Annotated in this window: 22 protein-coding genes and 1 pseudogene; 17 read left to right on the top strand and 6 right to left on the bottom strand. The window is 73.5% G+C overall.

The genetic code is table 11. The features are described 5' to 3' along the window. Positions 1–38 precede the first annotated feature (38 nt). From ABGA99_RS03680 to ABGA99_RS03695, 4 genes are all read left to right on the top strand, one after another. Positions 39–824: an SDR family NAD(P)-dependent oxidoreductase gene (locus tag ABGA99_RS03680; RefSeq protein ID WP_347576951.1), complete on the top strand. Its 786-nt coding sequence runs from the start codon at positions 39–41 to the stop codon at positions 822–824. Next, entirely contained in the window at positions 821–1,921 is a 1,101-nt protein-coding gene (locus tag ABGA99_RS03685; protein WP_347582143.1) for a low specificity L-threonine aldolase, read from the top strand. Before ABGA99_RS03680 ends, ABGA99_RS03685 begins: the two co-directional genes overlap by 4 nt. 27 nt (positions 1,922–1,948) lie before the next feature. After that, positions 1,949–2,524, top strand: a complete 576-nt coding sequence (locus ABGA99_RS03690; RefSeq protein WP_347576953.1) for a transglutaminase family protein — start codon at positions 1,949–1,951, stop codon at positions 2,522–2,524. A 173-nt stretch (positions 2,525–2,697) separates the two neighbouring features. Next, a complete protein-coding gene (locus ABGA99_RS03695; RefSeq protein WP_347576954.1) occupies positions 2,698–3,366 on the top strand; it encodes a phenylalanine--tRNA ligase beta subunit-related protein in 669 nt (222 codons plus the stop codon). 155 nt (positions 3,367–3,521) lie between these two features. Here the strand turns inward: ABGA99_RS03695 and ABGA99_RS03700 are convergent, their stop codons facing one another. After that, positions 3,522–4,259 carry a lysophospholipid acyltransferase family protein gene (locus tag ABGA99_RS03700; RefSeq protein WP_347576955.1) on the bottom strand — a complete coding sequence of 246 codons (738 nt, stop codon included), beginning with the start codon at positions 4,257–4,259 and terminating at the stop codon, positions 3,522–3,524. A gap of 174 nt (positions 4,260–4,433) precedes the next feature. On the opposite strand from ABGA99_RS03700, the gene ABGA99_RS03705 reads away from it, so the two are divergent. From ABGA99_RS03705 to ABGA99_RS03720, 4 genes are all read left to right on the top strand, one after another. Continuing rightward, complete coding sequence (locus ABGA99_RS03705) at positions 4,434–4,841, top strand: thioredoxin family protein (protein WP_347576956.1); 408 nt, start codon at positions 4,434–4,436, stop codon at positions 4,839–4,841. Between the two features lie 137 nt (positions 4,842–4,978). After that, the gene (locus ABGA99_RS03710) at positions 4,979–5,764 is read left to right on the top strand and encodes an electron transfer flavoprotein subunit beta/FixA family protein (protein ID WP_347576957.1); all 786 of its coding nucleotides are present in this window, start codon (positions 4,979–4,981) and stop codon (positions 5,762–5,764) included. Positions 5,765–5,824: 60 nt separating this feature from the next. Next, entirely contained in the window at positions 5,825–6,817 is a 993-nt protein-coding gene (locus tag ABGA99_RS03715) for an electron transfer flavoprotein subunit alpha/FixB family protein (RefSeq protein WP_347582144.1), read from the top strand. A 171-nt stretch (positions 6,818–6,988) separates the two neighbouring features. Then, the gene (locus ABGA99_RS03720; protein ID WP_347576959.1) at positions 6,989–7,897 is read left to right on the top strand and encodes a hypothetical protein; all 909 of its coding nucleotides are present in this window, start codon (positions 6,989–6,991) and stop codon (positions 7,895–7,897) included. Positions 7,898–7,919: 22 nt separating this feature from the next. On the opposite strand, the gene ABGA99_RS03725 is transcribed toward ABGA99_RS03720, so the two are convergent. Further along, the gene (locus ABGA99_RS03725) at positions 7,920–8,372 is read right to left on the bottom strand and encodes a helix-turn-helix domain-containing protein (RefSeq protein WP_347576960.1); all 453 of its coding nucleotides are present in this window, start codon (positions 8,370–8,372) and stop codon (positions 7,920–7,922) included. Positions 8,373–8,547: 175 nt separating this feature from the next. On the opposite strand from ABGA99_RS03725, the gene ABGA99_RS03730 reads away from it, so the two are divergent. Both ABGA99_RS03730 and ABGA99_RS03735 read left to right on the top strand, forming a co-directional pair. After that, positions 8,548–9,705 carry an MFS transporter gene (locus tag ABGA99_RS03730; RefSeq protein WP_347582222.1) on the top strand — a complete coding sequence of 386 codons (1,158 nt, stop codon included), beginning with the start codon at positions 8,548–8,550 and terminating at the stop codon, positions 9,703–9,705. A gap of 73 nt (positions 9,706–9,778) precedes the next feature. After that, entirely contained in the window at positions 9,779–11,086 is a 1,308-nt protein-coding gene (locus tag ABGA99_RS03735; protein WP_347582145.1) for an aldolase, read from the top strand. A gap of 116 nt (positions 11,087–11,202) precedes the next feature. Here ABGA99_RS03735 and ABGA99_RS03740 read toward each other — a convergent pair whose 3' ends face one another. Together ABGA99_RS03740 and ABGA99_RS03745 are read right to left on the bottom strand one after the other, a co-directional pair. Next, the gene (locus ABGA99_RS03740) at positions 11,203–12,396 is read right to left on the bottom strand and encodes a fumarylacetoacetate hydrolase family protein (protein ID WP_347582146.1); all 1,194 of its coding nucleotides are present in this window, start codon (positions 12,394–12,396) and stop codon (positions 11,203–11,205) included. A 192-nt stretch (positions 12,397–12,588) separates the two neighbouring features. Continuing rightward, the gene (locus tag ABGA99_RS03745; protein ID WP_347582223.1) at positions 12,589–13,575 is read right to left on the bottom strand and encodes a LacI family DNA-binding transcriptional regulator; all 987 of its coding nucleotides are present in this window, start codon (positions 13,573–13,575) and stop codon (positions 12,589–12,591) included. Between the two features lie 152 nt (positions 13,576–13,727). Between ABGA99_RS03745 and ABGA99_RS03750 the strand changes: the two genes are divergently transcribed. Beyond that, positions 13,728–14,702 (top strand): ROK family protein, encoded by a 975-nt coding sequence (locus tag ABGA99_RS03750; RefSeq protein ID WP_347576963.1) that lies wholly within the window; start codon positions 13,728–13,730, stop codon positions 14,700–14,702. Positions 14,703–14,845: 143 nt separating this feature from the next. Here ABGA99_RS03750 and ABGA99_RS03755 read toward each other — a convergent pair whose 3' ends face one another. After that, positions 14,846–16,966 (bottom strand): NPCBM/NEW2 domain-containing protein, encoded by a 2,121-nt coding sequence (locus tag ABGA99_RS03755; protein ID WP_347576964.1) that lies wholly within the window; start codon positions 16,964–16,966, stop codon positions 14,846–14,848. A 273-nt stretch (positions 16,967–17,239) separates the two neighbouring features. On the opposite strand from ABGA99_RS03755, the gene ABGA99_RS03760 reads away from it, so the two are divergent. The 6 genes and pseudogenes from ABGA99_RS03760 to ABGA99_RS03785 all read left to right on the top strand — a co-directional run bounded on the left by ABGA99_RS03760 (position 17,240) and on the right by ABGA99_RS03785 (position 23,522). Continuing rightward, positions 17,240–18,514, top strand: a complete 1,275-nt coding sequence (locus ABGA99_RS03760) for an ABC transporter substrate-binding protein (protein ID WP_347576965.1) — start codon at positions 17,240–17,242, stop codon at positions 18,512–18,514. A gap of 6 nt (positions 18,515–18,520) precedes the next feature. Next, positions 18,521–19,441 carry a sugar ABC transporter permease gene (locus ABGA99_RS03765; RefSeq protein WP_347576966.1) on the top strand — a complete coding sequence of 307 codons (921 nt, stop codon included), beginning with the start codon at positions 18,521–18,523 and terminating at the stop codon, positions 19,439–19,441. Further along, positions 19,438–20,375, top strand: a pseudogene (locus ABGA99_RS03770) (carbohydrate ABC transporter permease). Before ABGA99_RS03765 ends, ABGA99_RS03770 begins: the two are co-directional and overlap by 4 nt. Positions 20,376–20,749: 374 nt before the next feature. Further along, positions 20,750–21,706, top strand: a complete 957-nt coding sequence (locus tag ABGA99_RS03775) for an NUDIX hydrolase (RefSeq protein WP_347576968.1) — start codon at positions 20,750–20,752, stop codon at positions 21,704–21,706. Positions 21,707–21,887: 181 nt separating this feature from the next. Continuing rightward, entirely contained in the window at positions 21,888–22,562 is a 675-nt protein-coding gene (locus ABGA99_RS03780; protein WP_347576969.1) for a hypothetical protein, read from the top strand. A 168-nt stretch (positions 22,563–22,730) separates the two neighbouring features. Continuing rightward, the gene (locus tag ABGA99_RS03785; protein WP_347576970.1) at positions 22,731–23,522 is read left to right on the top strand and encodes a class F sortase; all 792 of its coding nucleotides are present in this window, start codon (positions 22,731–22,733) and stop codon (positions 23,520–23,522) included. A gap of 95 nt (positions 23,523–23,617) precedes the next feature. Here the strand turns inward: ABGA99_RS03785 and ABGA99_RS03790 are convergent, their stop codons facing one another. Further along, positions 23,618–24,988 (bottom strand): dipeptidase, encoded by a 1,371-nt coding sequence (locus ABGA99_RS03790; protein ID WP_347576971.1) that lies wholly within the window; start codon positions 24,986–24,988, stop codon positions 23,618–23,620. Between the last annotated feature and the right edge of the window lie 29 nt (positions 24,989–25,017).

The following is a 25,017-nucleotide window of genomic DNA, read 5'->3' on the forward strand; positions in this document are numbered from 1 at the left end:
ACCCCGCGGTCGGCAGGGCAGCGGAGGAGGAGATCGTCATGAGCCCCGGGGCAAACGGCACGAACGGAAACGGCGGCCCGCTTTCGGGCGCGGTCGTGGCCGTGGCGGGAGCGGGCGGACCCGCGGGGCGGGCGGCGCTGTGCCGGCTCGCCAGGTCCGGCGCCGCCCTCGTCGGCTGCGACGCGGACGCCGAGCGCCTGGCCGAGTCCGTGAACGCGGCACGGGCCGCCGGCGGCGGCGCGGCGTCGGTCACCGGCGACACGGTCGACCTGCTCGACCTGCACGCCGCCCGGGCCTGGGCCGAGCGCATCGAGAAGGACTACGGCCGCGTCGACGGCCTGGTCCACCTCGTCGGCGGCTGGCGCGGCTCGCGGTCCTTCGCCACCACCGACCTGGCCGACTGGACCGTGCTGCACGACCTGCTCCTGCGTACGGTGCAGCACACCTCCCTCGCCTTCGACGAGCCGCTGCGCCGCAGCGGCCGCGGCCGCTACGTCCTCGTCAGCGCCGCCGGCGCCAGCCAGCCCACCGCGGGCAACGCCGCGTACGCCGCCGCCAAGGCCGGCGCCGAGGCGTGGACCCTGGCCATGGCCGACGGCTTCCGCAAGGCCGGGGAGGCCGAAGGGCTGGACGGGCCCGCCGGGGCGGCCGTCATCCTGGTCGTCAAGGCGCTGGTGAACGACGCCATGCGGCAGGCCAAGCCGAACGCGAAGTTCGCGGGCTTCACCGACGTGGACGACCTTGCCGACACCATCGCGGAGGTCTGGGACAGGCCCGCGCAAGAACTGAACGGGACCCGCCTGTGGCTCACCGCCCGGCCATGACCACGACGACCACGGCGGCCGCAGGACAGGCCCCGCGCAGCGACGCCAAGCGCCGCCACGACCCGGCGGCGCGCGGCTTCGCCAGCGACAACTACGCCGGCGCGCACCCGGAGATCCTCGCGGCGCTCGCCCTCGCCAACGGCGGCCACCAGGTCAGCTACGGCGAGGACGACTACACCGAACACCTGCAACACGTCTTCCGCGGCCACTTCGGCATGGACGCCGAGGTCTACCCGGTCTTCAACGGCACCGGGGCCAACGTCGTCGCGCTGCAGGCCGTCACCGACCGCTGGGGCGCGGTGATCTGTGCGGACACCGCGCACATCCACGTCGACGAGTGCGGCGCCCCCGAGCGTGTCGGCGGGCTGAAGCTGCTGACCGTGCCGACGCCGGACGGCAAGCTCACCCCCGATCTGATCGACCGCGAGGCGCGCGGCTGGGACGACGAGCACCGCGCCATGCCGCAGGTCGTCTCGATCGCCCAGGCCACCGAGTACGGCACGGTCTACACCCCGGACGAGATCCGCGCCATCTGCGACCACGCGCACCGCCGCGGCATGCGCGTCCACCTGGACGGCGCCCGGATAGCCAACGCGGCGGCGAGTCTGGACGTGCCGATGCGCGCGTTCACCAACGTCGTCGGCGTCGACATCCTCTCCTTCGGCGGTACGAAGAACGGCATGCTCCTCGGCGAGGCCGTCGTCGTGCTCGACCCCGGCGCCGTGCGCGCGATGAAGCACCTGCGCAAGCTCTCGATGCAGCTCGCCTCCAAGATGCGCTTCGTCTCGGCCCAGTTCGAGGCGCTGCTCGCCAAGGACCTGTGGCTGCGTAATGCCCGCCACGCCAACGCGATGGCCCGCCGCCTCGCCGACGGCGTGCGCGACGTCGACGGCGTCGAGGTGTTGCACCCCGTGCAGGCCAACGGCGTCTTCGCCCGGCTGCCGCACGACGTGTCGCTGGCGCTGCAGAAGGACTTCCGCTTCTACTTCTGGGACGAAGCGGAGGGCGTGGTGCGCTGGATGTGCTCCTTCGACACCACGGAGGAGGACGTCGACACCTTCGCCGCCGCGGTTGCGGAGGAAATGCGGAGGACGTAACCGCCGCATGCCTATACGCTCCCCTGCATGGAACTCCAGCAGGAGCGGCCCGACCTGTCCGCGTACCTCGCCGCCGACGCGGTCGTCGACCACGAGCACCCGCTCGTGGCGGGGACCGCGTTCCGGCTGCGCGAGGTCGCGGAGGAGCCGGAGGCGTACGCCAAGGGCGCCTACGAGTTCATACGGGACACGATCCCGCACTCCAACGACGCCGGGGACCTGCGCGTCACCTGCCGCGCCTCGGACGTGCTGAAGGCCCGCACCGGGATCTGCTACGCCAAGGCCCACGCCCTCGTCGCGCTGCTGCGCGCCCAGGGCATCCCGGCCGGCTTCTGCTACCAGCACCTCGGCGTGCTGCACGGCCTGGTCGCGCTACGGCTGCCCGGGCGGGACTGGATCCGGCAGGACCCCCGCGGCAACAAGCCGGGCGTGGACGCGCAGTTCCGCCTCGACCGCGAGCAACTGGCCTTCGCCCCCGACCTGTCGGCCGGCGAGCGCGACGACCCGCTGGTCCGTGCGACGCCCCACCCGGCTACCCTCGAAGCGCTCCGCGCGGCCGCCGACCGCCGCCACCTTGACCGCATCCTCCCCACCGCCCTGTGACGCCCGCGCCCCGCACTCCACACCCCAGGCCCCGCACCGCCCCCGGAACTCCGAGTCCCACAGCCCGAAAACCCCAAAAACCCCACACACCCCCGCACACCCGCCCAAGGGTAGGCCGCCCCGCTGACAAAGCCGCCGCCCGCCGTACCCGCCCCGAACCGCAGAAGGACCGCATGCCCCTCCGCACCCACGTCGCCGACGACGTACGCGCCCTCGCCCCCGGCTTCGCCCACGTCACCGTCCTCGCCCGCGGCCTCGTCGGCGGCCCCAGCGACGCCGCCGGCGCGGCGCTCCTCGACGACGCCGCCCGCCGCCTCGCCGCGCGCCTCGGCGACACCCCGCCGCAGCAGGACCCGCACATGCAGGCGTGGCGGGCCGCGTACGCCGCCTTCGGCGCCAAGCCGTCCAAGTTCCGCAACTCCGCCGAGGCGCTCGCACGCCGCGCCCTCGCCGACGCCGGTCTGCCCCGCATCAACCGGCTGGTCGACATCTACAACGCCGTCAGCGTCGCCCACCTCGTTCCCGTCGGCGGCGAGGACACCGACCACATCGACGGCGACATGCACCTCGTCCGCGCCACCGGCGAGGAGCGCTTCGACGAGGAGCACCCCGACCCGGGCGAGGTCGTCTGGCGCGACGGCGCCGGCGTGACCTGCCGCCGCTGGAACTGGCGCCAGGGCGTGCGCACCCGGCTCACCGAGGACTCCACGAACGCGCTGTTCCTCCTGGAGCGGCAGGAGCCGATGACGTACGAGGAACTGACCGCCGCGGCCCAGGAGCTGGCCGAGGCGCTGCAGAAGAGTTCACCCGGCGCCGACATCGAGATCCGCGACCCGGCCTGAGGCCCGCCCGCGCCGCGACCCCGGGTCCCACCCTCGACCTGAAGTCGGGATCGAGGGAGGGAGCGCGGCCGGTCGAGCCAGGCTCGGGGACACGTCCCGGGCCCCGCCCGGCGCTCAGCCCCGCCGCTCAGACCCCCTGCTCAGACCTCCGCCGCTCAGACCCCCGGTGCCGGCGCGCTGCCGCCCAGGTGCGCCGGCTGCCACCAGTCGTCCCCCGGCCCCCGCGGGCTGTCCGGATATGCGCGCTGCGCCGCCTCCAGCAGCTCCTGGATCCGGCCCTTGAGCCGCTCCGTCAGCTTCTCCGCATCCTCGTGCGCCGCCTCCGTCGGTGCGTCCGCCACCCCGTCCCCGGTCGGCACCGGCGCGCCCAGGCGCATCGTGATCGGCAGGTGGTTCCGCCCGAAGTCGCGCGGCCGGCCCTTGGTCCAGATCCGCTGCGTCCCCCACACCGCCATCGGCAGCAGCGGCACCCCGGCCTGCTGCGCCAGCCGTGCGGCGCCCGACTTGAACGACTTCAGCGTGAACGACTGCGAGATCGTCGCCTCCGGGAAGACCCCGACGACCTCGCCCGAGCGCAGCGCCCGCAGCGCGTGCGAGAACGCCTGCCCGCCCTGCGCGCGGTCGACCGGAATGTGCCTCATCGCGCGCAGCAGTGGTCCCGAGACGCGGTGGCGGAAGACCGAGTCCTTGGTCATGAAGCGCACGAACCGCTTCGCCGGCCGGGCCGCGTAACCGCAGAAGACGAAGTCCAGATAACTGATGTGGTTGCTCACCAGGACCGCGCCGCCGCGGCGCGGCACATGCTCCTGGCCCTTCAGGTCGATCCGCAGGTCCATCGCCTTGAAGGCGGTTTTGCAGATGCCGACGACGGGCGGGTAGACGAGGTCTGCCATGCCGGGCTGGTCCCTTCTCCGGCCCGGAGGGTCAGGAGCTCCCGGCGGAAGTGACGCGTGCGTAGCTACGTACACCCCCGATCGTGCACGACGTGCGCGCACCGCGCCAGACCCACCCATCGGCGTGACGGGATCTTGTCATCGCCCCCGCTGCGGTGCTGCATGCTGGAAGGCATGGCGGACGGCACGGCGGAACGGGCGGTGGCGGAGCGGCCGGTGGAGCGGCTGACGGCGGCCGACCTCGACGCGCCGGGGCTGGGGGAGCGGGCCACGCTCGTGCAGTTCTCCAGCGCCTTCTGCCGCCCCTGCGCGGCCACGCGGCGGATCCTCGCGGACGTGGCCGGCATGGTCGCGGGCGTGGTCTACGTGGACGTGGACGCCGAGAGCCACCTCGGGCTCGTCCGCAGGCTGGAGGTGGAGCGGACGCCGACCGTGCTCGTGCTGGACGCGGACGGCCGGGTCGTACGCCGTGCCGCGGGCCTGCCGCGCAAGGCGGACGTCATCGCCGCGCTGGGAGTGGCCGTGACCGGTGAGCCCGGACCCGCGGAACGGGTAGGAAATGTCACAGCCGAACGAGCTTGAGCGATGGGCGCCCGCACGGGTTTACTGGCGAGTAATAAACTGGACGGCGACCACCGGATCCGCCCGGTGGGAGCCGTCGATGGCGCCTATGCTGCCAGCACGGCAGTGTCTCGATACGAAGCGGTAGGAGAGCCGGCGTGAGCTTGAGGATCGTTGTCTGTGTGAAGTACGTGCCCGACGCCACCGGCGACCGGCACTTCTCCGATGACCTGACCACCGACCGCGAGGCCGTCGACGGCCTGCTGTCGGAGCTGGACGAGTACGCGGTCGAACAGGCCCTGCAGATCTCCGAGGCCGCGGACGACGCGGAGATCACCGTGCTGACCGTGGGCCCCGAGGACGCGCGCGACGCGCTGCGCAAGGGCCTGTCCATGGGCGCCGACAAGGCCGTGCACGTCGAGGACGACGAGCTGCACGGCACCGACGTGATGGGCACCTCGCTGGTCCTGGCCAAGGCCGTCGAACACGTCGGCTACGACCTCGTCGTCTGCGGCATGGCCTCCACCGACGGCACCATGGGCGTGCTGCCGGCGATCCTCGCCGAGCGCCTGGGCGTGCCCCAGGTGACCCAGCTCTCCACCGTCGCCGTCGCCGACGGCAAGGTCACCGGCCGCCGCGACGGCGACGCCGCCAGCGAGCAGTTGGAGGCGGCGCTGCCGGCCGTCGTGTCCGTGACCGACCAGTCGGGCGAGGCCCGTTACCCGTCGTTCAAGGGCATCATGGCGGCGAAGAAGAAGCCGGTGGAGACCCTGGACCTGGACGACCTGGGCATCGACGCCGCGGAGGTCGGCCTGGCGGGCGCCTGGACGAAGGTCGAGGACGCCACGAAGCGCCCGCCGCGCACCGCCGGCACGATCGTCAAGGACGAGGGCGAGGGCGGCAAGCAGCTCGCCGAGTTCCTCGCGGGCCAGAAGTTCATCTGAGTCCCCGCACCCCCTTCGCCGTTCCGCCTTCCGCCCTCGTATCGCAGGAGAACGAGATCCATGACTGAAGTCCTCGTCTACGTCGACCACGTCGACGGCGCCGTGCGCAAGCCGACGCTGGAGCTGCTGACCCTCGCCCGCCGGATCGGCGACCCGGTCGCCCTCCACCTGGGCCCCGGCGTCGACGCCGCGGCGCCCGTGCTCGCGGAGCACGGCGCGGTGCGCGTGCTGACGGCCGACGCCGCCGAGTTCGCCGACTACCTCGTCGTCCCGAAGGTCGACGCGCTGAAGGCCGCGTACGACGCCGTGCAGCCGGCCGCCGTGCTGCTGCCGTCGTCGGTGGAGTGCAAGGAGATCGGCGCGCGCCTCGCGGTGCGGATCGGCTCCGGCATCATCACCGACGCCGTGGACGTCGAGGCCGGCGATGGGGGCACCGCCCAGGGCGAAGCCTCTGGGGGAGGCCCGGTCACCACGCAGGCCGTGTTCGCCGCCGCGTTCACCACCAGGTCGCGCGTCTCGCGCGGCACCCCGGTCATCACCGTCAAGCCCAACTCCGCCGCCCCCGAGGCCGCCCCGGTCGAGAGCGCCGTGGAGCAGCTGACGTTCGGCTTCGGCGAGTCCGCGGGCGGTACGAAGGTCGTGGGCCGGACCCCGCGCGAGTCGACGGGCCGCCCCGAGCTGACCGAGGCGGCGATCGTCGTCTCCGGCGGCCGCGGCGTCAACGGCGCGGAGAACTTCCGCCTCATCGAGGAGCTGGCCGACTCCCTCGGCGCGGCCGTCGGCGCGTCCCGGGCGGCGGTGGACGCCGGCTGGTACCCGCACTCGCACCAGGTCGGCCAGACCGGCAAGACCGTCTCGCCCCAGCTCTACATCGCCGCCGGCATCTCCGGCGCGATCCAGCACCGGGCCGGCATGCAGACGTCGAAGACGATCGTGGCCGTGAACAAGGACAACGAGGCGCCGATCTTCGACCTCGTGGACTACGGCGTCGTCGGCGACCTGTTCGCGGTCGTCCCGCAGCTCACCGGTGAGGTCAAGGCCCGCAAGGGCTGAGCGGCGGGCGCGGCTCGCCGCGGCGCGCGGTAGCGGTTCGCGCGCAGTAGTTACTGCCGTTCGGAAGGGCCCGCGGTGCGCCGCGGGCCCTTCCGCGTGTCCGGAGACGCCGCGGAGGCGCCGCCGCGGCGCCGTGGTCGCGGGTGTGCGGCGCGTGGGAGGATGCGGCGCATGAGCGGGAGCGGTGGCACGAGCCCGTATGCCTGGCTGCCGCGCGGCGCACGGGAGTGGAGCCCGCCGTACGGCGGGCTGCCGGGCACCTGGCCGCGGTTCACGGTGGCCTACGCCCTGCTGGTGCTGCTGCGGCTCACCGGCGACGTGCCGGTGCCGTGGCTGCTCGGGGCGGCGGCCGTCGTGGGCGCGGCGAGCGTGGCGGGGTACTGGCTGCGGCGGCGCGGGTTCCGGCCGCGGGGCGGCAGTTGGCTGGTCGCGGGGGCGGGCGCGGCGTCGCTGGTGGTGCCCGCCGGTGCGGCGGGGGCGGCGGTGCGTACGACGGTCGCGGGCGGCGGCCGGATCCTGACCGGGGCAAAGGCGGCGGCCGCGGTGCGCGGGGCGGGAGCGCTGCTGCGCGCGGCGGACCGGGACCCGGCGCTGCTGACGGCGGTCGCGTCGGGGCCGGAGCGGGAGGGCACGGTGCCGTACGTCGTCTTCGACGAGGAGTCCGCGTTCGTGCTGCGGGCCGGCGGCCCCGGCGGTCCGCGCGGAGACCGGCCGGGCGGGAAGCCGGACCGGGGCACGGGCGCCCGACAGCGGACGCTCCTCGCGGACGTGGCCCGGGAGTGGGGCGCCGAGGTGCCGTCGGCGGACTGCTCGGGCGGCTCGGGCGGGGCCGACGGTGCGGGCCGCCCCGGTGACGTACCGGACGCGCTGACTCCGGCCGGACGAGCCGCCGCGTCCCTGGCGGCGGCCGCCGCCGCGGCCGCCGGGACCCCGCTGCCGGGCACGGATCCCGACGTACGCCCCCTGCCCTGGCCGCCGCACCGCACCGCCGCCGCGACGGCGGACGGCGCACTGCGCCTGCTGACGCTCGCGGTGCCGGTCACGCTGTGGATCGCGTGGCTCGCCGACGCCTGGTCCTGAGGCCCGGGACGTCACACGCGGCTCACCCGGCGGTGACCTTGCGGACGGCGGTCTCGTCGGGACGCAGCCGCCGCCCGTCCGCCGACAGCACCTCCAGCCCGCGCAGGCGCCGTCCCTCCCGCCGGTCGAGCAACTCCGAGTGCGGTTCGCCGGGCGCGAAGAAGTTCTCCTCGCCCCACTGCCGCAGCGCCACGATGACGGGGAAGAGCGCCTCGCCCTTCGGCGTCAGCACGTACTCGCGGTAGGCGCTGCCGTCCGAGGCGGGGACGGAGGCGAGGACGCCGCCGTCGACGAGGGTGCGCAGCCGCGCGGTGAGGATGTTCTTCGCCACCCCGAGGCTGCGCTGGAACTCCCCGAAGCGCCTGCTGCCGTCGAAGGCGTCCCGCACGATCAGCAGCGACCACCAGTCGCCGATCGCGTCCACCGACCGGGCGACGGGGCACTCGCTGTCGTCGAAGCGCGTCCTGGCCACCATGGCGTTCCCCTCTCGAAGTCAGTTGCAACATGCTACCAAGCCGGGCTACCGTCTCGCCGGTAGCAAGATGAAACCGGAAGCGAGGGGAGTGCCCATGTCCGGCAGCGCTGACGCCGCGACACGACACATCGAAGTCCATGGCGGGGAGGGGCCCGCCCTGTCCCGCGGCATCGTCATGCTGTTCGCCGTCGCCTGCGGCGCCGCGGTCGCCAACGTCTACTTCTCCCAGCCGCTTCTGGTGGCCATGGGGGACGACCTCGTCATGAGCCCCGCACTCGTCGGCGGCATCGTCACCCTCACGCACGTCGGCTACGGGCTCGGGCTCTTCCTCCTGGTGCCGCTGGGCGACATGGCCGACCGCAGGCGGCTCGTCGTGACCCAGTTGCTGCTCCTGGTGGCGGCGCTGGCCGCGGTGGCCGCCGCGCCCACGGCGGCGGTGCTGCTCGCGGGGATGGCCGCGATGGGGCTGCTGGCGGTCGTCACGCAGACGCTGGTGGCCTTCGCCGCCTCGCTGGCCCCGCCCGCCGCGCGCGGCCGCGTCGTCGGACTCGTCACCGGCGGCGTGGTCACCGGCATCCTCCTCGCCCGTACCGTCTCCGGCGTCCTGGCCGACCTCGCGGGCTGGCGCTCCGTCTACCTCGCCTCGGCCTCGCTCACCGCCCTGCTCGCCCTGGTCCTGTACCGCGTGCTGCCGCGGCACGGCGGTACCCCGCCGACGCACCTGCGCTACGGGCAACTCCTGTGCTCCACCGTCACCTTGTTCGTACGGGAACCGCTGCTGCGGCTCCGGGCGCTCTTCGGGCTCCTGATCTTCGCCGCGTTCAGCACCCTGTGGAGCAGCGTCGCGCTGCCGCTGAGCGAGGAGCCGTACTCCCTGTCGCACAGCGCCATCGGGATGCTGGGCCTGATCGGCGTCGTCGGCGCGCTGGCCGCGTCCGCGGCGGGCCGCCTGTACGACCGCGGGCTCTCCGGGCGGACCACGGGCATCGCCCTGGCGCTGCTCGCCGTCTCGTGGCTGCCGCTGGCCTTCACGCGCAGCTCGCTGTGGGCGCTGGTCGCGGGGGTGATCCTGCTCGACCTCGCCGTGCAGGCGGTCCACGTCACCAACCAGACTCTGATCCACGCGCTGCGCCCCGACGCCGGCAGCCGCCTCATCGGCGGCTACATGGTCTTCTACTCGGTCGGCAGCGCCACCGGCGCCATCGCCGCGACCTCCCTCTACGCGGCGGCCGGATGGGGCGCCGTCTGCGCGCTGGGTGCGGGGTTCAGCGGGCTGGGGTTCGTGCTGTGGCTGTGCACCCGGCACGGCGCGGCGGGTGCTCGCCGGGGGTGAGTGCGGTCCGTTGACGCTTCGCGGACGCCCGGATACGTTCGCTTCAACGTTTTGTTGAACGCCGGGAGGGTGCATGGTGGCACAGGACGACTCGGCCGCGACGTCGATCGGCGCCCCCGTGCGGGCCCGGATCGCCGCCGCCCTCGCCCCCGTCGACGCCGAACTCGCCCGCCGGTACCCCGGCGACCCCGGCACCCGCCAGCCCGTGCACACCGTCTACGTCCCCGCCGACGCCTTCGGCGCCCGTACCGCACGGGAGTGGGGGCGCCGGGCCCTCGACGCCCTCGACGCGCACGCGCCGGACGCCGGCGTGCTCGCCGCCGCGCTCGGGCTGCCGGAGGGGGCGGCGGCGGAGGTGTACGAGCGGGTGCGCGCCAAGCTCGCGCGCGAGCCGGTCGAGGACCTGCGCGTCGACTTCGAGGACGGCTACGGCCCGCGCCCCGACGACGAGGAGGACGCCGCCGCGGTGGCCGCCGCCCGGCTGGTCGCCGAGGCCGTCACCGGCGGTGGCGGGCCCCCGTACACCGGCATCCGGGCCAAGTGCCTGGAGGCCGCCGTCCGCGACCGCGGCATACGCACGCTCGACCTCTTCCTCACCGCGCTGCTGCGGGCAGGCGGCGGCACGCTGCCGGACGGGCTGGTGCTGACGCTGCCGAAGGTCACGTACCCGGAGCAGGTGAGCGCGATGGCCGCGCTGCTGGGGGAGTTCGAGCGGGCGCACGGCCTCGCGCTGGGGCGGCTCGGCTTCGAGATCCAGATCGAGACGACGCAGGCGGTCCTCGGCGCGGACGGCCGCGCCACCGTCGCGCGGATGATCGACGCGGCCGGCGGGCGGGCCACGGGGCTGCACTACGGCACGTTCGACTACAGCGCGGCGTGCGGGGTGAGCGCGGCGTACCAGTCGATGGACCACCCGGTGGCGGACCACGCGAAGGCCGTGATGCAGGTGGCCGCGGCGGGCACGGGCGTCCGGCTCTCCGACGGTTCGACGAACGTGCTGCCGGTGGGCGACACGGCGCAGGTGCACGCGGCCTGGCGGCTGCACTACGGCCTGGTGCGGCGGTCGTTGGCGCGCGGCTACTACCAGGGCTGGGACATGCACCCCGGCCACCTCCCGACGCGGTACGCGGCGGTGTACGCGTTCTACCGCGAGGGCCTGAACGCGGCGTGCGCCCGCCTGGCGGCGTACGCGGGGCGCGGCTCCGGGACCGGGGGCGGGGCCGGTGACGTACTGGACGAGCCCGCGACCGCGCGGGCCCTCAGCGGCTACCTGCTGCGCGGCCTGGACTGCGGGGCGGTGGACGAGGCTGAGGTCACGGAGCGCACGGCCCTGGGGCGGACGGAACTCGACGCGCTGGCGGGCCGTCCGCCGCGGGGGTGAGGACCGGGTGCGCGGCCGGCGGGAGGGAGGCACGGGCCCGCAGGGCCGGGCCGGCTGCCGGTGACGCGTGCTTGTCAGCGGAGCGGCCTACCCTGGGGCGGGCGTGCGGGGAGAGGTCATGACGTCGGCGTCCCGAGCAGGCCGCGGTGGGCGAGGTTGGCGTACAGGGCGCGGATGCCTGCCTGCCACGGGGGCGCCTGCTCGCTGGTGGTGACGGTGTTGCGCAGGGTGCCGAGGAGGGGTGTGGAGATCTCCACGAGGTCGCCCTCGCGGTGGGTGAAGCCGCTGCCCGGGGCGCCGCGGTCCGCGGTCGGGGCGAAGAGCGTGCCGGTGAACAGCACGACGCCGTCCGGGTATTGATGGCGGCGGTTCACGGCCTGGGCGACCAGGGTCTCCAGCGGGCGGCTGATGCGCGCCATGTCGGAGGAGTCGCGGAGGACGAAGCCGTCCTCGCCCCGCACCGACAGGGCGATCGTCGCGTCGCGTACGGAGTCGGCGGTGAAGGCATCGTCGGTGAGGCGGACGAACGGGCCGAGGGCGGTGGAGGCGTTGTTGTCCTTCGCCTGGGGAAGCAGGAGGGCGCTGCGGCCCTCGACATCGCGGAGGTTCACGTCGTTGCCCAGGGTGACGCCCGCGATGCGGCCGTCGGAGGCGACGACGAGGACCAACTCGGGCTCGGGGTTGTTCCACTCGGAGACCTCGGCCACGCCGATTCGCGCCCCGTACCCCACGGCCGACAGCACCGGGCCCTTGGTGAAGATCTCCGCGTCCGGCCCGAGGCCGACCTCCAGGTACTGCGACCACAGCCCCTGCTCGCGCAGCCACGCCAGCAGTTCGACGGCCTCCGGGCTGCCGGCCCGTACCGTCTCCAGCCGGGTGCCGAGCCGCGCGCCGATCCGCGCCCGGATCTCGTCCGCCGCGGCTGCGACGCCGCCCGCGCGCTCCTCGATGACCCGCTCCATCATGCTGTCCGCGAACGTCACCCCGGCCGCCTTGAGCACCTGCAGGTCCACCGGCGCCAGCAGCCGCGCCCGCCCGGTGTCCCCGGCGGCGGTGGCCGCCAGCACTTCTCCCAGCGGCCAGCTCCGCCCGCCCGCCACCCCGCGGACGCGCCCGGCGGCGTCGGGGTGCTCCAGCAGGTCCGAGACGGTCGGCCCGAGGGCGGTGACGTCGACGAGCGTGTCGCCGCGGACGGTGACGAGACTCGGTCCGCCGTCGGCGGGGTCGAGCAGGCGCCCGACCAGCAGGGCGGCCTCCGCGTCGGCGGGCAGGACGTCGGCGGGGGCGGAGGGGATCTCACGGGCGGCCATGGGTTCCGGCCTTTCTGTGCGCGTGGCGGCGGTGCTCGTACGGGCTTCGCATGATGATCGGAACACACCCGCCGGTGAAAGGGCGAGCCCCCGGCAGGAGTTCTACGCCCCTCACGCGACCCCGCGCCCGACGAATCCCCGCGCCCGCCCTGCCCCCGGGCCCGCCCCCCCGCCTGACGCACCGCCTGAGCGTCAGGGCGCCGGCGGGTGTTCGCCCGAGCCGCGGGTGATCAGGCGGGTCGGCAGCACCAGCCGCTCCGGGCCGCCCGCCGCGCCGTCGAGGCGCTGGAAGAGCCGGGCTGCGGCCCGGCGGCCCAGTTCCGCGGGGTCCTGGGCGACGACGGTGATCCCGGGGGAGAGCAGGTCGGCCATCTCGAAGTCGTCGAAGCCGACCAGCGCCGCCGTCCGGCCGCCGGCCGTCAGCGTCCGTACGGCGGTGACGGTGACCCGGTTGTTCCCCGTGAACAGGGCGGTCACCGGTTCAGGACCCGACGTCATCCGTACGCACTCCGCCGCCACCCGCGCCGGCTCCGTGCTGCCCGGCGAGGACCACTCCGCGGCCACCGGCAGGCCGGCGTCCGCCATCGCCGCCCGGTAGCCGCGCAGCCGTTCGGCGGCGGTGTGGATGCGGGGGTGGTCGCCGATGAAGCCGATCCTGCGGTGCCCGTGGCCGACGAGGTGGTCGACCGCGCGGCGGGCGCCCCCGTAGTTGTCGGACAGCACGGTGTCGGCGCTGATCCGCCCCGGCGGCCGGTCGACGAAGACGGCGGCCACGCCCGCGGCCAGCTCCGGCTCCAGATAGCGGTGGTCGGTGCTCGCCGGTACGACCACCAGCCCGTCCACGCGCCGCGCGCACAGCGCGAGCACCAACTCCTCCTCGCGCGCCGGGTCCTCGCCGCTGGAGCCGTGGATGAGCAGCGAGCCGTGCGCGCGGGCGACCTCCTCGACGGCCCCGCTGAGGGGTGCGTAGAACGGGTCGGCCAGGTCCTCCAGCACCAGCCCGACGGTGGCGGTACGGCCCTTGCGCAGGATGCGGGCGCTGTCGTTGCGGCGGAAGCCGAGCGCGTCGATGGCCTCCCGCACCCGCCGCTCGGTCTCCTGCGTGACGCCGGGCTCGCCGTTGACCACCCGGGAGACGGTCTTGAGGCCGACACCCGCGCGGGCGGCGACGTCCTTCATCGTCGGACGGCTGCCGTAGCGCGGCCGCTGCGGGCCGGTGAGGTGATCGGACACGCGCCTGATGATAGAGGCTAGACAACGTTGTCACAGTCCGGGCAGACTGACCGCGCACCGCAAACCGCCGCCCGCCCCGGCCCCCAGGAGACGCCACGATGGTCGCCGCCCAGCCGACCGAGCTCGTCGCCGCGCTCGACATCGGCGGTACGAAGACGGCCGCGGCCCTCGTCGACGTCGGGGGCCGGCTCCAGGCCCGGGCCCAGCGGCCCACGCCCGCCACCGCGGACGGCGCGACGATCGCCGCGGCCGTGACCGGCGTGCTGGGCGACCTGGCCGCCGCCGACCCCGCGGGCTGGGCCCGCGCGACCGCCGTGGGCATCGGCAGCGCGGGACCCGTGGACGCCTCCGTGGGCACCGTCAGCCCCGTCAACATCCCCGGCTGGCGCGACTACCCGCTGGTGGCCGCCGTGCGCGAGGCCGCCCGTGGACTGCCCGTGGTGCTCGTCGGCGACGGCGTCGCCATGGCCGCCGCCGAGCACTGGCAGGGCGCCGCCCGCGGCCGGTCCGCGGCGCTGTGCATGGTCGTCTCCACGGGCGTCGGCGGCGGGCTCGTCCTCGACGGCCGCCCGTATCCGGGACCCACCGGCAACTCCGGGCACATCGGCCACATCTCCGTCGACCTCGACGGCGACCCCTGCCCCTGCGGCGGCCGCGGCTGCGTGGAGCGGATCGCCTCGGGGCCCAACATCGCCCGCCGCGCCCTCGCCGCCGGCTGGACCCCGGGCCCGGACGGCGACGACACCGCCGTCGGCGTCGCCGCGGCGGCCCGCGCCGGCGACCCGGTGGCGCTCGCCTCCTTCGACAGGGCCGCCAGGGCCCTGGCCGCGGGCATCGCCGCCACCGCGACGCTGGTCGAGATCGAGGCCGCGGTGATCGGCGGCGGTGTGGCGGCCGCCGGTGAGTTGCTGTTCGCACCGGTGCGGCAGCACCTGAAGGCGTACGCCGCGCTGTCGTACGCCGCGGACGTGGCGGTGGTCCCGGCGCATCTCGGTACGGACGCGGGTCTGATCGGCGCCGCCGCGGCGGCGGCGCAGAAGCTGGGCCTCGCGAAGTTCACCGCGTCCGGCTGACGGCCGGGTGCGGTGCGGGGCAGCGGCCCGGCGCGTACGGCAGCGGGTGCTGCCGGGCCGGTGCCCCGCGGGCGGGTGCGGCGCCGCGTGCGTCAGGCGCGGCGGCGCACCCGCCCTCTCTCACAGCGGTGCGCGACGGGGCGTCAGCAGGCGAACTTCGCCTCCGCCCAGTCGCCGTGGTCGTGGTTCACGCCGTCGCCGCCGTCGGTGACGACCAGCCGTACGGTCTGGGCGCCGCCGACATCCGCGGACAGCGGCTGCGCCGCCTTGTCGCCCGTCAGCACGCCGGAGTCCGCGACCTTGGCGCCGTCCGCCCAGACCTCGAAGGACACCGAGCCGTTGTTCCCGGTCTCGTCGTCCACCCCGACCTGGGCGCTGAACGTCTCGCACTCCTCACCGGTGTAGAACCCGATGTCGCTGGCGGCGTGCACGCCCAGGCCCTTGGCGTACGTCCGGCCGCCGATGGTGAGGGGCTTGCCGTCGCCCGCCGGCTGCTCGCCGACGCTGGTGTCCCGTTCCACCGGACCCCAGCCGTTGCCGGCCTCCAGCCACTCCCAGTCGCTCGCGTACGTCGTCCCCGCGGGTGGGCTCGCGACCACGTACGCCGCGCCCGCCGAGGTCAGCGACACCGTCTGGCCGGACGGTGCGGTGTAGTCGGCGGAGAGCGGGAACTCCTGGCGGCCCGTATCGGCGTCCGCCGGGGCGGTGAGCCGCCACGTGGTGGTCAGCTCGCCGCCCGGATCGAGTTGCTTGGCGGTGGTGGGCGAGTCGGTCTCCGCCTGCCAGCCGGCGGGAGCGTCGAGCGCGACGCTGACGTTCTTCGCCGGGGTGATGCCGGTGTTGCGGAACGTCGTCGTCACCTCGGCCTCGTCGCCCGCCTCGACGTACGGGGTCGCGTCGGTGCCGAACTCGGCGGCCGGCGGGTAGGAGCCGGCGCCGTCACCGGGCCAGAGGCGGTAGAGCACGGTGCCGTGCGCGGGCACCGACGCGGAGATCTCGCCGCCGGTGTTGTAGTCCGCGTGCTGCCACAGGTCGCGCATCCGGTAGCCCTCCGCGGCCGGCAGCCCGACCGCCTCGGCGGTGGTGGAGATGCGCTGCGGCGCGTTCGACTCGTTGAAGAGCGCCACGGCGCGGCTGCCGTCCGCCATCTCCTTCGAGACGACCCACCGGCCGTCCTCGGAGGTGACCACGGCGCCCTGCTTGCCCAGCGGGTCCTGGTCGACGGCGATGACGTCCCTGTTCTCCAGGATCTCGAACGTCGCCTCGTCCACGGTGCGCAGGTCGGAGCCGATGAGCAGCGGCGCCGCCATGATCGACCACATCGAGAAGTGCGTGCGGTACTCGGTGTCGGTCATGCCCCCGTTGCCGACTTCCAGCATGTCCGGGTCGTTCCAGCGGCCCGGACCCGCGTACTCGGCGAGCGGCAGGTTCTGCTTCATGATGCCGAGCATGCTCGACCAGTTGTCGCTGATGTCACCGGTCGTACGCCACAGGTGGCCGACGTCGGCGGCCCACTCCCACGGCTTGTTCTGGCCCCACTCGCAGATGCTGTAGACGATGGGCCGGCCGGTGGTCTCGGAGGCGGCCTTCAGCGCGTCGCGCATCTTGGTGTAGCGCTGGACGGCGTCGACGCCCTGGTTGTTGCAGTTGTCGTACTTGAGGTAGTCGATGCCCCACTCGGCGAACTGCATCGCGTCGCTCTCCTCGTGCCCGAGGGCACCGGGGAAGCCGGCGGAGTTGCAGGTCTTGGTGCCGGCACTGGTGTAGATGCCGATCTTCAGACCCTTGGAGTGGACGTAGTCGGCCACGGCCTTGATCCCGTCGGGGAACCGCACGGGGTCGGGGACGAGCTTGCCGTTCGCGTCGCGCTCGGGGAGGGCCCAGCAGTCGTCGAGGTTGACGTACTCGTAGCCGGCGTCCTTCAGGCCGCGTTCGACGAAGATGTCGGCGATGCCCTTGACCATCTCGTGGTCGAACTCCGCCCGGCAGTGGGTGGAGTTCCAGTTGTTGAAGCCCATGGGCGGGGTCTTCGCCAGCCCGTCGGGCAGCCGGACCTCCTGCCGGGCCTCCGGTTGGGCCTTCGGCCGGGCTTCCGGCTGGGCCGCCGGCTTCGCGGCGGTGGTCGCGCTCTCCTTCTGGGCTCCCGTGGGCGCCGCCGCGGCCGGCACGGTGAGGACCGTGCACAGGGCGACCGCCCCCGCGGCGCCGATCACGGCGCGCGCGTACGGTCTGACGGCTCTTCGTGCGGATGGCAGTTTCCGCATCGGATCCACTCCTCTGGGTGGGGGTGCTGCGAACGGGACAGGTCATGGACGCGTCACACGAGCGTTTACGGTAGAGCTTGTTCGCTTCTGTCGGAAGAGATGCGGTAACAGTTGGCTGACACTCGGTCAAAACCCTTGACAGTGCCCGTGGGTGGAGGTGTGATCCCACAATCTTCGTTCGGTTGTGTTTGGTTAACACTCCACGGAAGGGGAGCGATGAGCGCCTCATCTTCTGCCAGCAGGACTGTAGGCCGCCCCACCACCGCACCACCGATGACGCGCCGGAGTCTGCTGCGAGGAGCCGCTCTCGGCGCCGGCGCCGTCACCCTCCCGACCCTGCTCGCCGCCTGCGGAAGCGGTCCGGGCGGGGACGGCAAGACCGTGACGCTGGGTTCGAACGCCTCCGACGAGGTGCCCCGCAAGGCGTTCCAGGACGCGTTCGACCTGTTCGAGAAGAAGTCGAAGAAGAAGGTCGAGGTCAACACCGTCGACCACAACACGTTCCAGGAGAACATCAACCGCTATCTGCAGGGCCGGCCGGACGACGTGTTCATGTGGTTCGCCGGCTACCGCATGCAGTTCTTCGCCGAGCGCGGGCTGCTCACGGAGATCAGCGACCTGTGGAAGGGCTTCGACGGGTTCTCCGGCGCGCTGAAGGACCAGTCCACCGGCGCCGACGGCAAGCAGTACTTCGTGCCGTACTACTACTACCCGTGGGCGGTCTTCTACCGGAAGAGCGTCTTCGAGCAGGGCGGTTACGAGATACCGACGACCTTCGACCAGTACACCGCCCTGGCCAAGCAGATGCAGAAGGACGGCCTGGTCCCCTTCGCCTTCGGCGACAAGGACGGCTGGCCCGCCATGGGCACCTTCGACTATCTCGACATGCGCGCCAACGGGTACGAGTTCCACAAGTCGCTGATGGCCGGCGAGGAGTCCTGGACCGACCCCCGGGTGCGCGACGTCTTCGACCTGTGGCGCGGCCTCATGCCGTACCACGACGAGGGCGCCAACGGCCGCACCTGGCAGGAGGCCGCCCAGTCGCTGGCGCAGAAGAAGACCGGCATGGCCGTACTCGGCCTGCCGCACCCCGGCCAGCAGTTCCCCGAGGCCGACCGCGAGGACCTCGACTTCTTCCCGTTCCCCGAGATATCCCCCGAGCACGGGCAGGACGCGGTCGAGGCGCCCATCGACGGCTTCCTGATGTCGTCCAAGGTCAAGAACGAGGAAGGCGCCCGGGAACTGCTGAAGTTCCTCGCCACCCCCGCGGCCGAGGACGCGTACCTGAAGTCCGACCCCAACAACGTCGCCGTGCACTCCGGCGCCGACACCTCCGCCTACTCGACCCTCCAGAAGAAGGCGGCGGAGATGGTCTCGAACGCCAAACAGATATCCCAGTTCCTCGACCGCGACACCCGCCCCGACTTCGCCTCGACGGTCATGATCAAGGCGCTGCAGGACTTCATCGACGACCCGGACGACATCGACGGCCTGCTGGGCGGCATCGAGAGCCAGAAGAAGACCATCTTCGCCGAGGGCCAGGAGTAGCCCGCCGTGCCGCTCGTCAACCACGCGCGGCGCACCCGACGGCGGGGTCCGCGGCGGTTCACCGCCCGCGACCTCGCCGTCATCGGCGTGCTGCTGGGCTTCGCCATCCTGCTGGACCTGTTCATCATCTGGGGGCCGACCGTCGCCTCCATCACCCTCTCCTTCTCCTCCTGGGACGGTCTGTCCGATCTGAGCTGGGTCGGCGGCGACAACTACGACACGCTCGCCGGCGGCGACTACCCGCCGTTCTGGCCGGCGGTGCGCAACAACCTGCTGTGGATCGCGTTCCTGGGGCTGGTCGCCACCCCCTTCGGGCTGCTGCTCGCGGTCGTCATCGACCGCGGCGTGCGCTTCTCGCGCTTCTACCAGTCCACGATCTACCTGCCGGTGGTGCTCTCCCTCGCCGTCGTCGGCTTCATCGCCCAGCTCGTCTTCTCCCGCGACCAGGGCGCGCTGAACGCCATCTTGGGCAACGAGAACAACCCCACCGACTGGCTCGGCGACCGCGACCTCAACATCTGGATGGTGCTGCTGGCCGCCGGCTGGCGGCACACCGGCTACGTGATGATCCTCTATCTGGCCGGGCTCAAGGCGGTGGCGCCGGAGCTGAAGGAGGCCGCAGCCATCGACGGTGCGAACGAGCGGCAGACCTTCCTGCGCGTGGTCTTCCCCACGATGCGGCCGGTCAACGTCGTCGTCCTCGTCATCACCGTGATCGAGGCGCTACGCGCCTTCGACATCGTCTACGCCATCAACAAGGGCAGAAACGGCCTGGAACTGCTCTCCGTGCTCGTCACCGACAACATCATCGGCGAGGCCAGCCGCATCGGCTTCGGCTCCGCCATCGCCGTGGTGCTGCTCACCGTCTCCCTGGGGTTCATCGTGACGTACCTGGTGCAGGAGATGCGCGGGGAGGCACGCCGATGACCGCCGACATCCCCACCGCGACCGCGTCGCGCCCCGCCGCGGCGCCGGCGAAGGAACCGGACCGGACGGCCGGGAAGCGGCCGCGCCGCGGCCGGTTCGGCGTGCACATCTTCCTCGGCGGGGTCTCGCTGGCCTTCCTGGCCCCGCTGCTGCTCGCCGTGTACGCCTCGCTGCGCCCGTACGAGGAGACCGCCGAGCACGGCTACTTCTCCTTCCCCCGCAAGCTGTCCTTCGACTACTACCGGCAGGCGTTCTCCGACTCGGAGATGAGCAAGTACTTCGTCAATTCGCTCATCATCGCCGTGCCCGGCGTGCTGATCGTGCTGTTCCTGGCGTCGTTCGCCGCGTTCGTACTGGCCCGGCTGCGCATCCGCGGCGGGTTCTTCCTGCTCATCCTCTTCACCGCGGGCAACCTGCTGCCGCAGCAGGTCATCGTCACGCCGCTGTACGTGATGTTCAACCGCATCGAGCTGCCGTACTGGATGTCCGAGTCGATGACGATGTACGACTCGTACTGGGCCGTCATCTCCGTCAACGTCGGCTTCCAGCTCGGCTTCTGCGTCTTCGTGCTGGCGAACTTCATGCGTGCGCTGCCCACCGAGATCCTGGAGGCCGCGGTCAAGTCGACGGCGCCGGAGTGTGGACCCAGTACTGGCGGATCACCCTGCCCCTGTGCCGCCCGGCGCTGGCGGCGCTGGGGACGCTGCAGTTCACCTGGATGTACAACGACTTCCTGTGGGCGCTGGTCTTCATCTCCGACGGCGACAAGCTCCCGATCACCTCGGCGCTCAACAACCTGCGCGGGCAGTTCTTCACGGACTACAACCTGCTCGCGGCGGGATCCGTGCTCGTCGCGCTGCCGACGATCACCGTCTTCCTGCTGCTCCAGCGGCACTTCATCGCCGGGCTGACGCTCGGCTCCACGAAGGGGTGAGGCGGCTGGGAAGCTCACGGCGGCCCGTCGGAGAAGGGCTACGGCGGCCCGGGGGGAGCCGTCGGTCAGCCCATCTGACCTCCGGACCGGGCCGCCGAACCCGGCCCGCGCGAAGCGGGCGGGTGAGCGCCATCCTGCTGGGTGGGCACCGTGCGGCGGAGGGCCGAACGGGCCCATGCCGGACCCCGGACGGCCCGATTGGACCGGGCACGCCGGCGTACGGGCACGGCGGTGGGCCGGGTTCGTACGCGACCCGGCGTCATTGCGCCGGGTTACGGCGGTGTGACGTAGCCCTGCGGCCAAACTCTTCGCCCGGAGTTTCCCCGGGAGCGGGTAGCGGGCAACTCTCTGGGGGCGGCTGAGAGGGGGAACATGTGATCGTCTGGTTGAACGGCGCATGGGATACGGGTCTGCGCCGCGTCGCGCACGAGCTGGTGGAGCTGACGCCGGGGAGCATTCTCTACGACCCGGAGCTGACGGGCGGACAACTGCGCGCGCTGCTGCCGCAGAAGCGCCTGGACGAGGTCGGTGACGAGCAGGAGCTGCCGTCGTGGCGCCGGCTGGTGGTCGAGACGGCGGCGGCGCTGCTGGCGGAGGCGGACGGTCCGCTGGTGGTGCCGGCGGCGCTGTGGCGTGAGGAGCACCGCGACGAGATCTTCGGCCGGCTGGCCTCGCGCGGCTTCGAAGTGCGCCATTTGCTGGTCGGGTTTGACGAAACGATCCTGCACACCGGGTCCATCCCGCCCTGGCTCACCGGCGATGCCCACCTGGTCGACGCCGCAGGTCAGAGCCCCCGCGAGGCCGCCGAGGAGATCGCGTCGTGCCTGCGCGCCGGGGCCGGATACTGCGACATCGTGCAGAACTCCGAGCCCACCGGCGAGACGCTCGCCGCCGGCGTGCTGCTCTTCGACGACGACGACCGGGTGCTCCTCGTCGACCCCACGTACAAGCCGGGCTGGGAGTTCCCCGGCGGCGTCGTCGAGCCCGGCGAGGCGCCGGCGCGCGGCGGCGTCCGGGAGGTGGCGGAGGAGCTGGGGCTGCGCCTGCGGCGGGCGCCGCGGCTGCTGGTGGTGGACTGGGAGCCGCCCCGGCCGCCCGAGTACGGCGGGCTGCGGCTGCTCTACGACGGCGGGCGGCTCGGCCCCGAGGAGGCGGCCGGCGTGCTGCTGCCGGGTCCTGAGCTGCGCGCCTGGCGGTTCGTCACCGAGGACGAGGCGGGCGGGCTGCTGCCGTCGGTGCGGTTCAGTCGGCTGCGCTGGGCGCTGCGGGCCCGGCAGCGGGGGGCGGCGGTCTATCTGGAGGGCGGGATGCCGGTCGCGGACGGGGCGTAGCGCGAGGGGGGACGCGAGCGGGACGCGAGGGGCGTGGCGGGGTGACGGTGGCAACCCTATTGGCCCTGCTATTGCCCCATTCGGCAGTTTTTGAGTGCGTGTCACTGCCTCTGGCTGCATAGCGTCTCTGCTAGCGGCGGCCCACGTCGTCGCATCCCCCCACTTCAGGAGCTAACGACCGATGCGGATCATATCCACGGCGCTGGCCGCCGCGGCCGTCGGTGCCGTCGCCGCCGGCCTCACGGCCACGGTGGCGACGGCGCAGGGCAACGACGACAACATCACCACCTTCGGCTTCTCCGTCACCCCCAAGACGGTCAAGCCGGGCGGCAAGGTCGAGCTGACCGTGACCGAATGCGGCAAGGAGGCCACCGCCTCGTCGGCGGTCTTCGACAGGACGACCCTCGGCACGGGCGGCGCCATCCAGAGCGCGCAGGTGAGGGTCGATCTGGACGCCAAGCCGGGCGCGTCCTTCGAGGTGACGTTCACCTGCGGCGACGAGTCCGGCACCGCGCCGCTGACCATCGCCGCCGCGGGTGGCGACAAGCCGGAGGTCGGTGCCACGTCCAGGCCGCGCCAGGAACAAGGCGAACAAGGCAAGGAGGCGACTCAGTCCGCGCTGCCCACGCAGGCCGGCAAGGAGGCCGCGGGCCGCTCCGAGCCGGGCAAGGAGGCGGTCCGGCCGGCCGAGACGGCGCAGCCGGTGAAGCCGACCCGGCCGGCCCGCGGCGGGCTGGGCGGCTCTCAGGAGGACCGCACCGTGATGCTCTCCGGCGGTGCGGGCCTCACGGCCGCCGGTGCCTTCGGCGGCGCCCTGCTGCTACGGCGCCGGCAGGGGCCGCCCGGCCGCGACTGACCCCGCGGCGCAGACACCGGTCCGCATCGCGCGTGCCGCCCCGCGGCCTCCGGCCCGCGGGGCGCACGACGCGGACCGTACCCGCATTCCCGCACAGCTCCCCGCGCCCCGCCCCACTCCCCGCGCACCTTCCCGCGAGGCTCCCCCTGCGCAGAAACGGTCCGCACCATGCACGAGCACCGCACCGCCGACCCCTACGCCACGATGCCCTACGGCATGACCCCCCACGGCACGCTGCCCCACGACACGACGGGGTACGGGGCCGCACCGAACGGCACCGCGCCCGGCGGCCCGCCCCCGGATCCCGGCGGCGACGGCGAGGGCGGCGGGAGCGCGGCCGGCGCACTGCGCAAGAGGTTCGCCGCGGGCGTCGTCATCTGCGTGATGCTCCTGGGCATCGGCATGATCCACACCGCACTCACCGGCGGCTTCGGCCCGCCGCAGCCCTCCGCGGAGAGCGCGATCACCGACGACGGCCCGCCCGCGCACCCGCCGCTGCCGGCCTCGGCGCCGGCCACCGTCCGGATCCCCGCCCTCGGCGTCGACGCGCCGCTGACCGAGGTCGGTCTCGACCCCGACGGCTGGCTCGCCGCGCCGCCCCCGGGCGTACCCAACCTCGCCGGCTGGTACCGGGACGCCGCCACCCCCGGCGCCACCGGCACCGCCGTCGTCACCGGGCACGTCGACGACGCGGCCGGGCCCGCCGTCTTCTACCGCCTCGGCGGCCTGAAGCGCGGCGAGGTCGTCAAGGTCGACCGGGAGGACGGTCGTACGGCGGAGTTCACCGTCTACGCCGTCGAGGTCTTCGACGCCGCCGACTTCCCCAGCCGCCGCGTCTACGGCGACTCCGACCGCGCCGAACTGCGCGTCCTCACCTGCGGCGGCGGCTACCGCGAGGGCACCGACCCCGGCTACGAGGGCAACGTCGTCGTCTTCGCCCGGCTCACGGACGTCGCCTGACGGCACCTTCCGGACCGGCTTCCCGGACGGCTTCCCGAAGCCGGCGCCCGGCCGCGGGGCGGGCCCGCGGCCTCAGGCGGGGCGGGCCCGCGGCCTCAGTCCGCGCGCCCGGCCGCGTACCGCTGCAGGAACAGCGCCTCGGCGAACGACAGCCGCTCCAACTCCTCCGGTGACACGCTCTCGTTCACCGCGTGGATCTGCGCCTCCGGCTCGGAGAGCCCGATCAGCAGGATCTCCGCCCGCGGGTACAGCTCGGCCAGGGTGTTGCACAGCGGGATCGTGCCGCCCTGCCCGGCGACCTGCATCTCCTCGCCCGGGTAGGCCGCGCGCAGCGCCTCGGCCATCGCGCGGTACGCCGGGCTGGTGACGTCGGCGCGGAACGGCTCGCCCGAGCCGTACGACTCGGTGGTCACCTGTACGCCCCACGGCGCGTGCGCCTCGAAGTGCGCCGTCAGCCGCTCCGTCGCCTCCGCCGAGTCGTGGCCCGGCGGCAGCCGCAGGCTCACCAGCGCCGCGGCGGTGGCCTGCACCGAGGGCGTGGCCTCGGCCACCGAGGGCACGTCCATCCCGACGACCGTCACCGCGGGGCTCGCCCAGATGCGGTCCGCGACGCTGCCCGAGCCGATGAGCTCCACGCCGTCCAGCACCTTGGCGTCGCTGCGGAAGACGTCCTCCGGGTACGCCAGGCCGTCCCACCGGGAGCCGGGCGCCAGGCCGTCGACCGTGGTCGAGCCGTCGGGGGCGCGCAGCGAGTCGAGGATCCGGATGAGCGCGGCGAGGGCGTCGGGGGCGGCGCCGCCGAACTGGCCCGAGTGCAGGTTCCCCGCCAGCGCGTCCACCTGCACGCGCAGCATCGTCATGCCGCGCAGCGTGGCCGTGACCGTGGGCAGCCCGACGCGGAAGTTGCCGACGTCGCCGATGACGATCGTGTCGGCCGCCAGCAACTCCGGGTGCTGCTCGGCGTACTGCTGCAGACCGCCGGTGCCCTGCTCCTCCGAGCCCTCCACGATCATCTTGACCGAGACCGGCACGCCGCCGTTCTCGCGCAGCGCGCGCAGCGCGGTCAGGTGCATGAGGACGCCGCCCTTGCAGTCCGCGGCGCCGCGCCCGTACCACCGGCCGTCGCGCTCGGTCAGCTCGAACGGCGGGCTGAGCCACGCAGATTCGTCGAGCGGCGGCTGTACGTCGTAGTGGGCGTAGAGCAGCACCGTGGGGGCACCGGCCGGTCCCGGCAGATAGCCGTACACCGAACGGGTGCCGTCCGGGGTGTCGAGCAACTGCACGTCCGTGAAGCCCTCGGCGGTCAGCGAATCCGCGATCCAGCGGGCGGCGGCGTCGGACTCGGTCGCCGGGAAACGCTCCGGATCGATGAGGGCGACCGAGCGGAAGGAGACCAGCTCGGCGAGTTCGGTACGGGCGCGCGGCAGCAGTCCGGCGACGGTGCCGGCGAGCCGATCGGTGTCCATGGGAACGCTCCTCGGGCGAACTGCGTTGT

It is taken from the genome of Streptomyces sp. B5E4 (assembly GCF_039871555.1).
Classification (GTDB): Bacteria; Actinomycetota; Actinomycetes; order Streptomycetales; family Streptomycetaceae; genus Streptomyces.

Bases quoted from the DNA above. Each gene is read 5' to 3' on its own strand.
- ABGA99_RS03690 (WP_347576953.1), top strand. From the start codon at position 1,949: ATGGAACTCCAGCAGGAGCGGCCCGACCTGTCCGCGTACCTCGCCGCC.
- ABGA99_RS03715 (WP_347582144.1), top strand. From the start codon at position 5,825: ATGACTGAAGTCCTCGTCTACGTCGACCACGTCGACGGCGCCGTGCGC.
- ABGA99_RS03740 (WP_347582146.1), bottom strand. From the start codon at position 12,396: ATGGCCGCCCGTGAGATCCCCTCCGCCCCCGCCGACGTCCTGCCCGCC.
- ABGA99_RS03780 (WP_347576969.1), top strand. From the start codon at position 21,888: ATGCGGATCATATCCACGGCGCTGGCCGCCGCGGCCGTCGGTGCCGTC.
- ABGA99_RS03735 (WP_347582145.1), top strand. From the start codon at position 9,779: ATGGTGGCACAGGACGACTCGGCCGCGACGTCGATCGGCGCCCCCGTG.
- ABGA99_RS03685 (WP_347582143.1), top strand. From the start codon at position 821: ATGACCACGACGACCACGGCGGCCGCAGGACAGGCCCCGCGCAGCGAC.
- ABGA99_RS03785 (WP_347576970.1), top strand. From the start codon at position 22,731: ATGCACGAGCACCGCACCGCCGACCCCTACGCCACGATGCCCTACGGC.
- ABGA99_RS03680 (WP_347576951.1), top strand. From the start codon at position 39: ATGAGCCCCGGGGCAAACGGCACGAACGGAAACGGCGGCCCGCTTTCG.
- ABGA99_RS03725 (WP_347576960.1), bottom strand. From the start codon at position 8,372: ATGGTGGCCAGGACGCGCTTCGACGACAGCGAGTGCCCCGTCGCCCGG.
- ABGA99_RS03745 (WP_347582223.1), bottom strand. From the start codon at position 13,575: ATGAAGGACGTCGCCGCCCGCGCGGGTGTCGGCCTCAAGACCGTCTCC.
- ABGA99_RS03705 (WP_347576956.1), top strand. From the start codon at position 4,434: ATGGCGGACGGCACGGCGGAACGGGCGGTGGCGGAGCGGCCGGTGGAG.
- ABGA99_RS03720 (WP_347576959.1), top strand. From the start codon at position 6,989: ATGAGCGGGAGCGGTGGCACGAGCCCGTATGCCTGGCTGCCGCGCGGC.
- ABGA99_RS03700 (WP_347576955.1), bottom strand. From the start codon at position 4,259: ATGGCAGACCTCGTCTACCCGCCCGTCGTCGGCATCTGCAAAACCGCC.
- ABGA99_RS03760 (WP_347576965.1), top strand. From the start codon at position 17,240: ATGACGCGCCGGAGTCTGCTGCGAGGAGCCGCTCTCGGCGCCGGCGCC.
- ABGA99_RS03695 (WP_347576954.1), top strand. From the start codon at position 2,698: ATGCCCCTCCGCACCCACGTCGCCGACGACGTACGCGCCCTCGCCCCC.
- ABGA99_RS03750 (WP_347576963.1), top strand. From the start codon at position 13,728: ATGGTCGCCGCCCAGCCGACCGAGCTCGTCGCCGCGCTCGACATCGGC.
- ABGA99_RS03730 (WP_347582222.1), top strand. From the start codon at position 8,548: ATGCTGTTCGCCGTCGCCTGCGGCGCCGCGGTCGCCAACGTCTACTTC.
- ABGA99_RS03790 (WP_347576971.1), bottom strand. From the start codon at position 24,988: ATGGACACCGATCGGCTCGCCGGCACCGTCGCCGGACTGCTGCCGCGC.
- ABGA99_RS03755 (WP_347576964.1), bottom strand. From the start codon at position 16,966: ATGCGGAAACTGCCATCCGCACGAAGAGCCGTCAGACCGTACGCGCGC.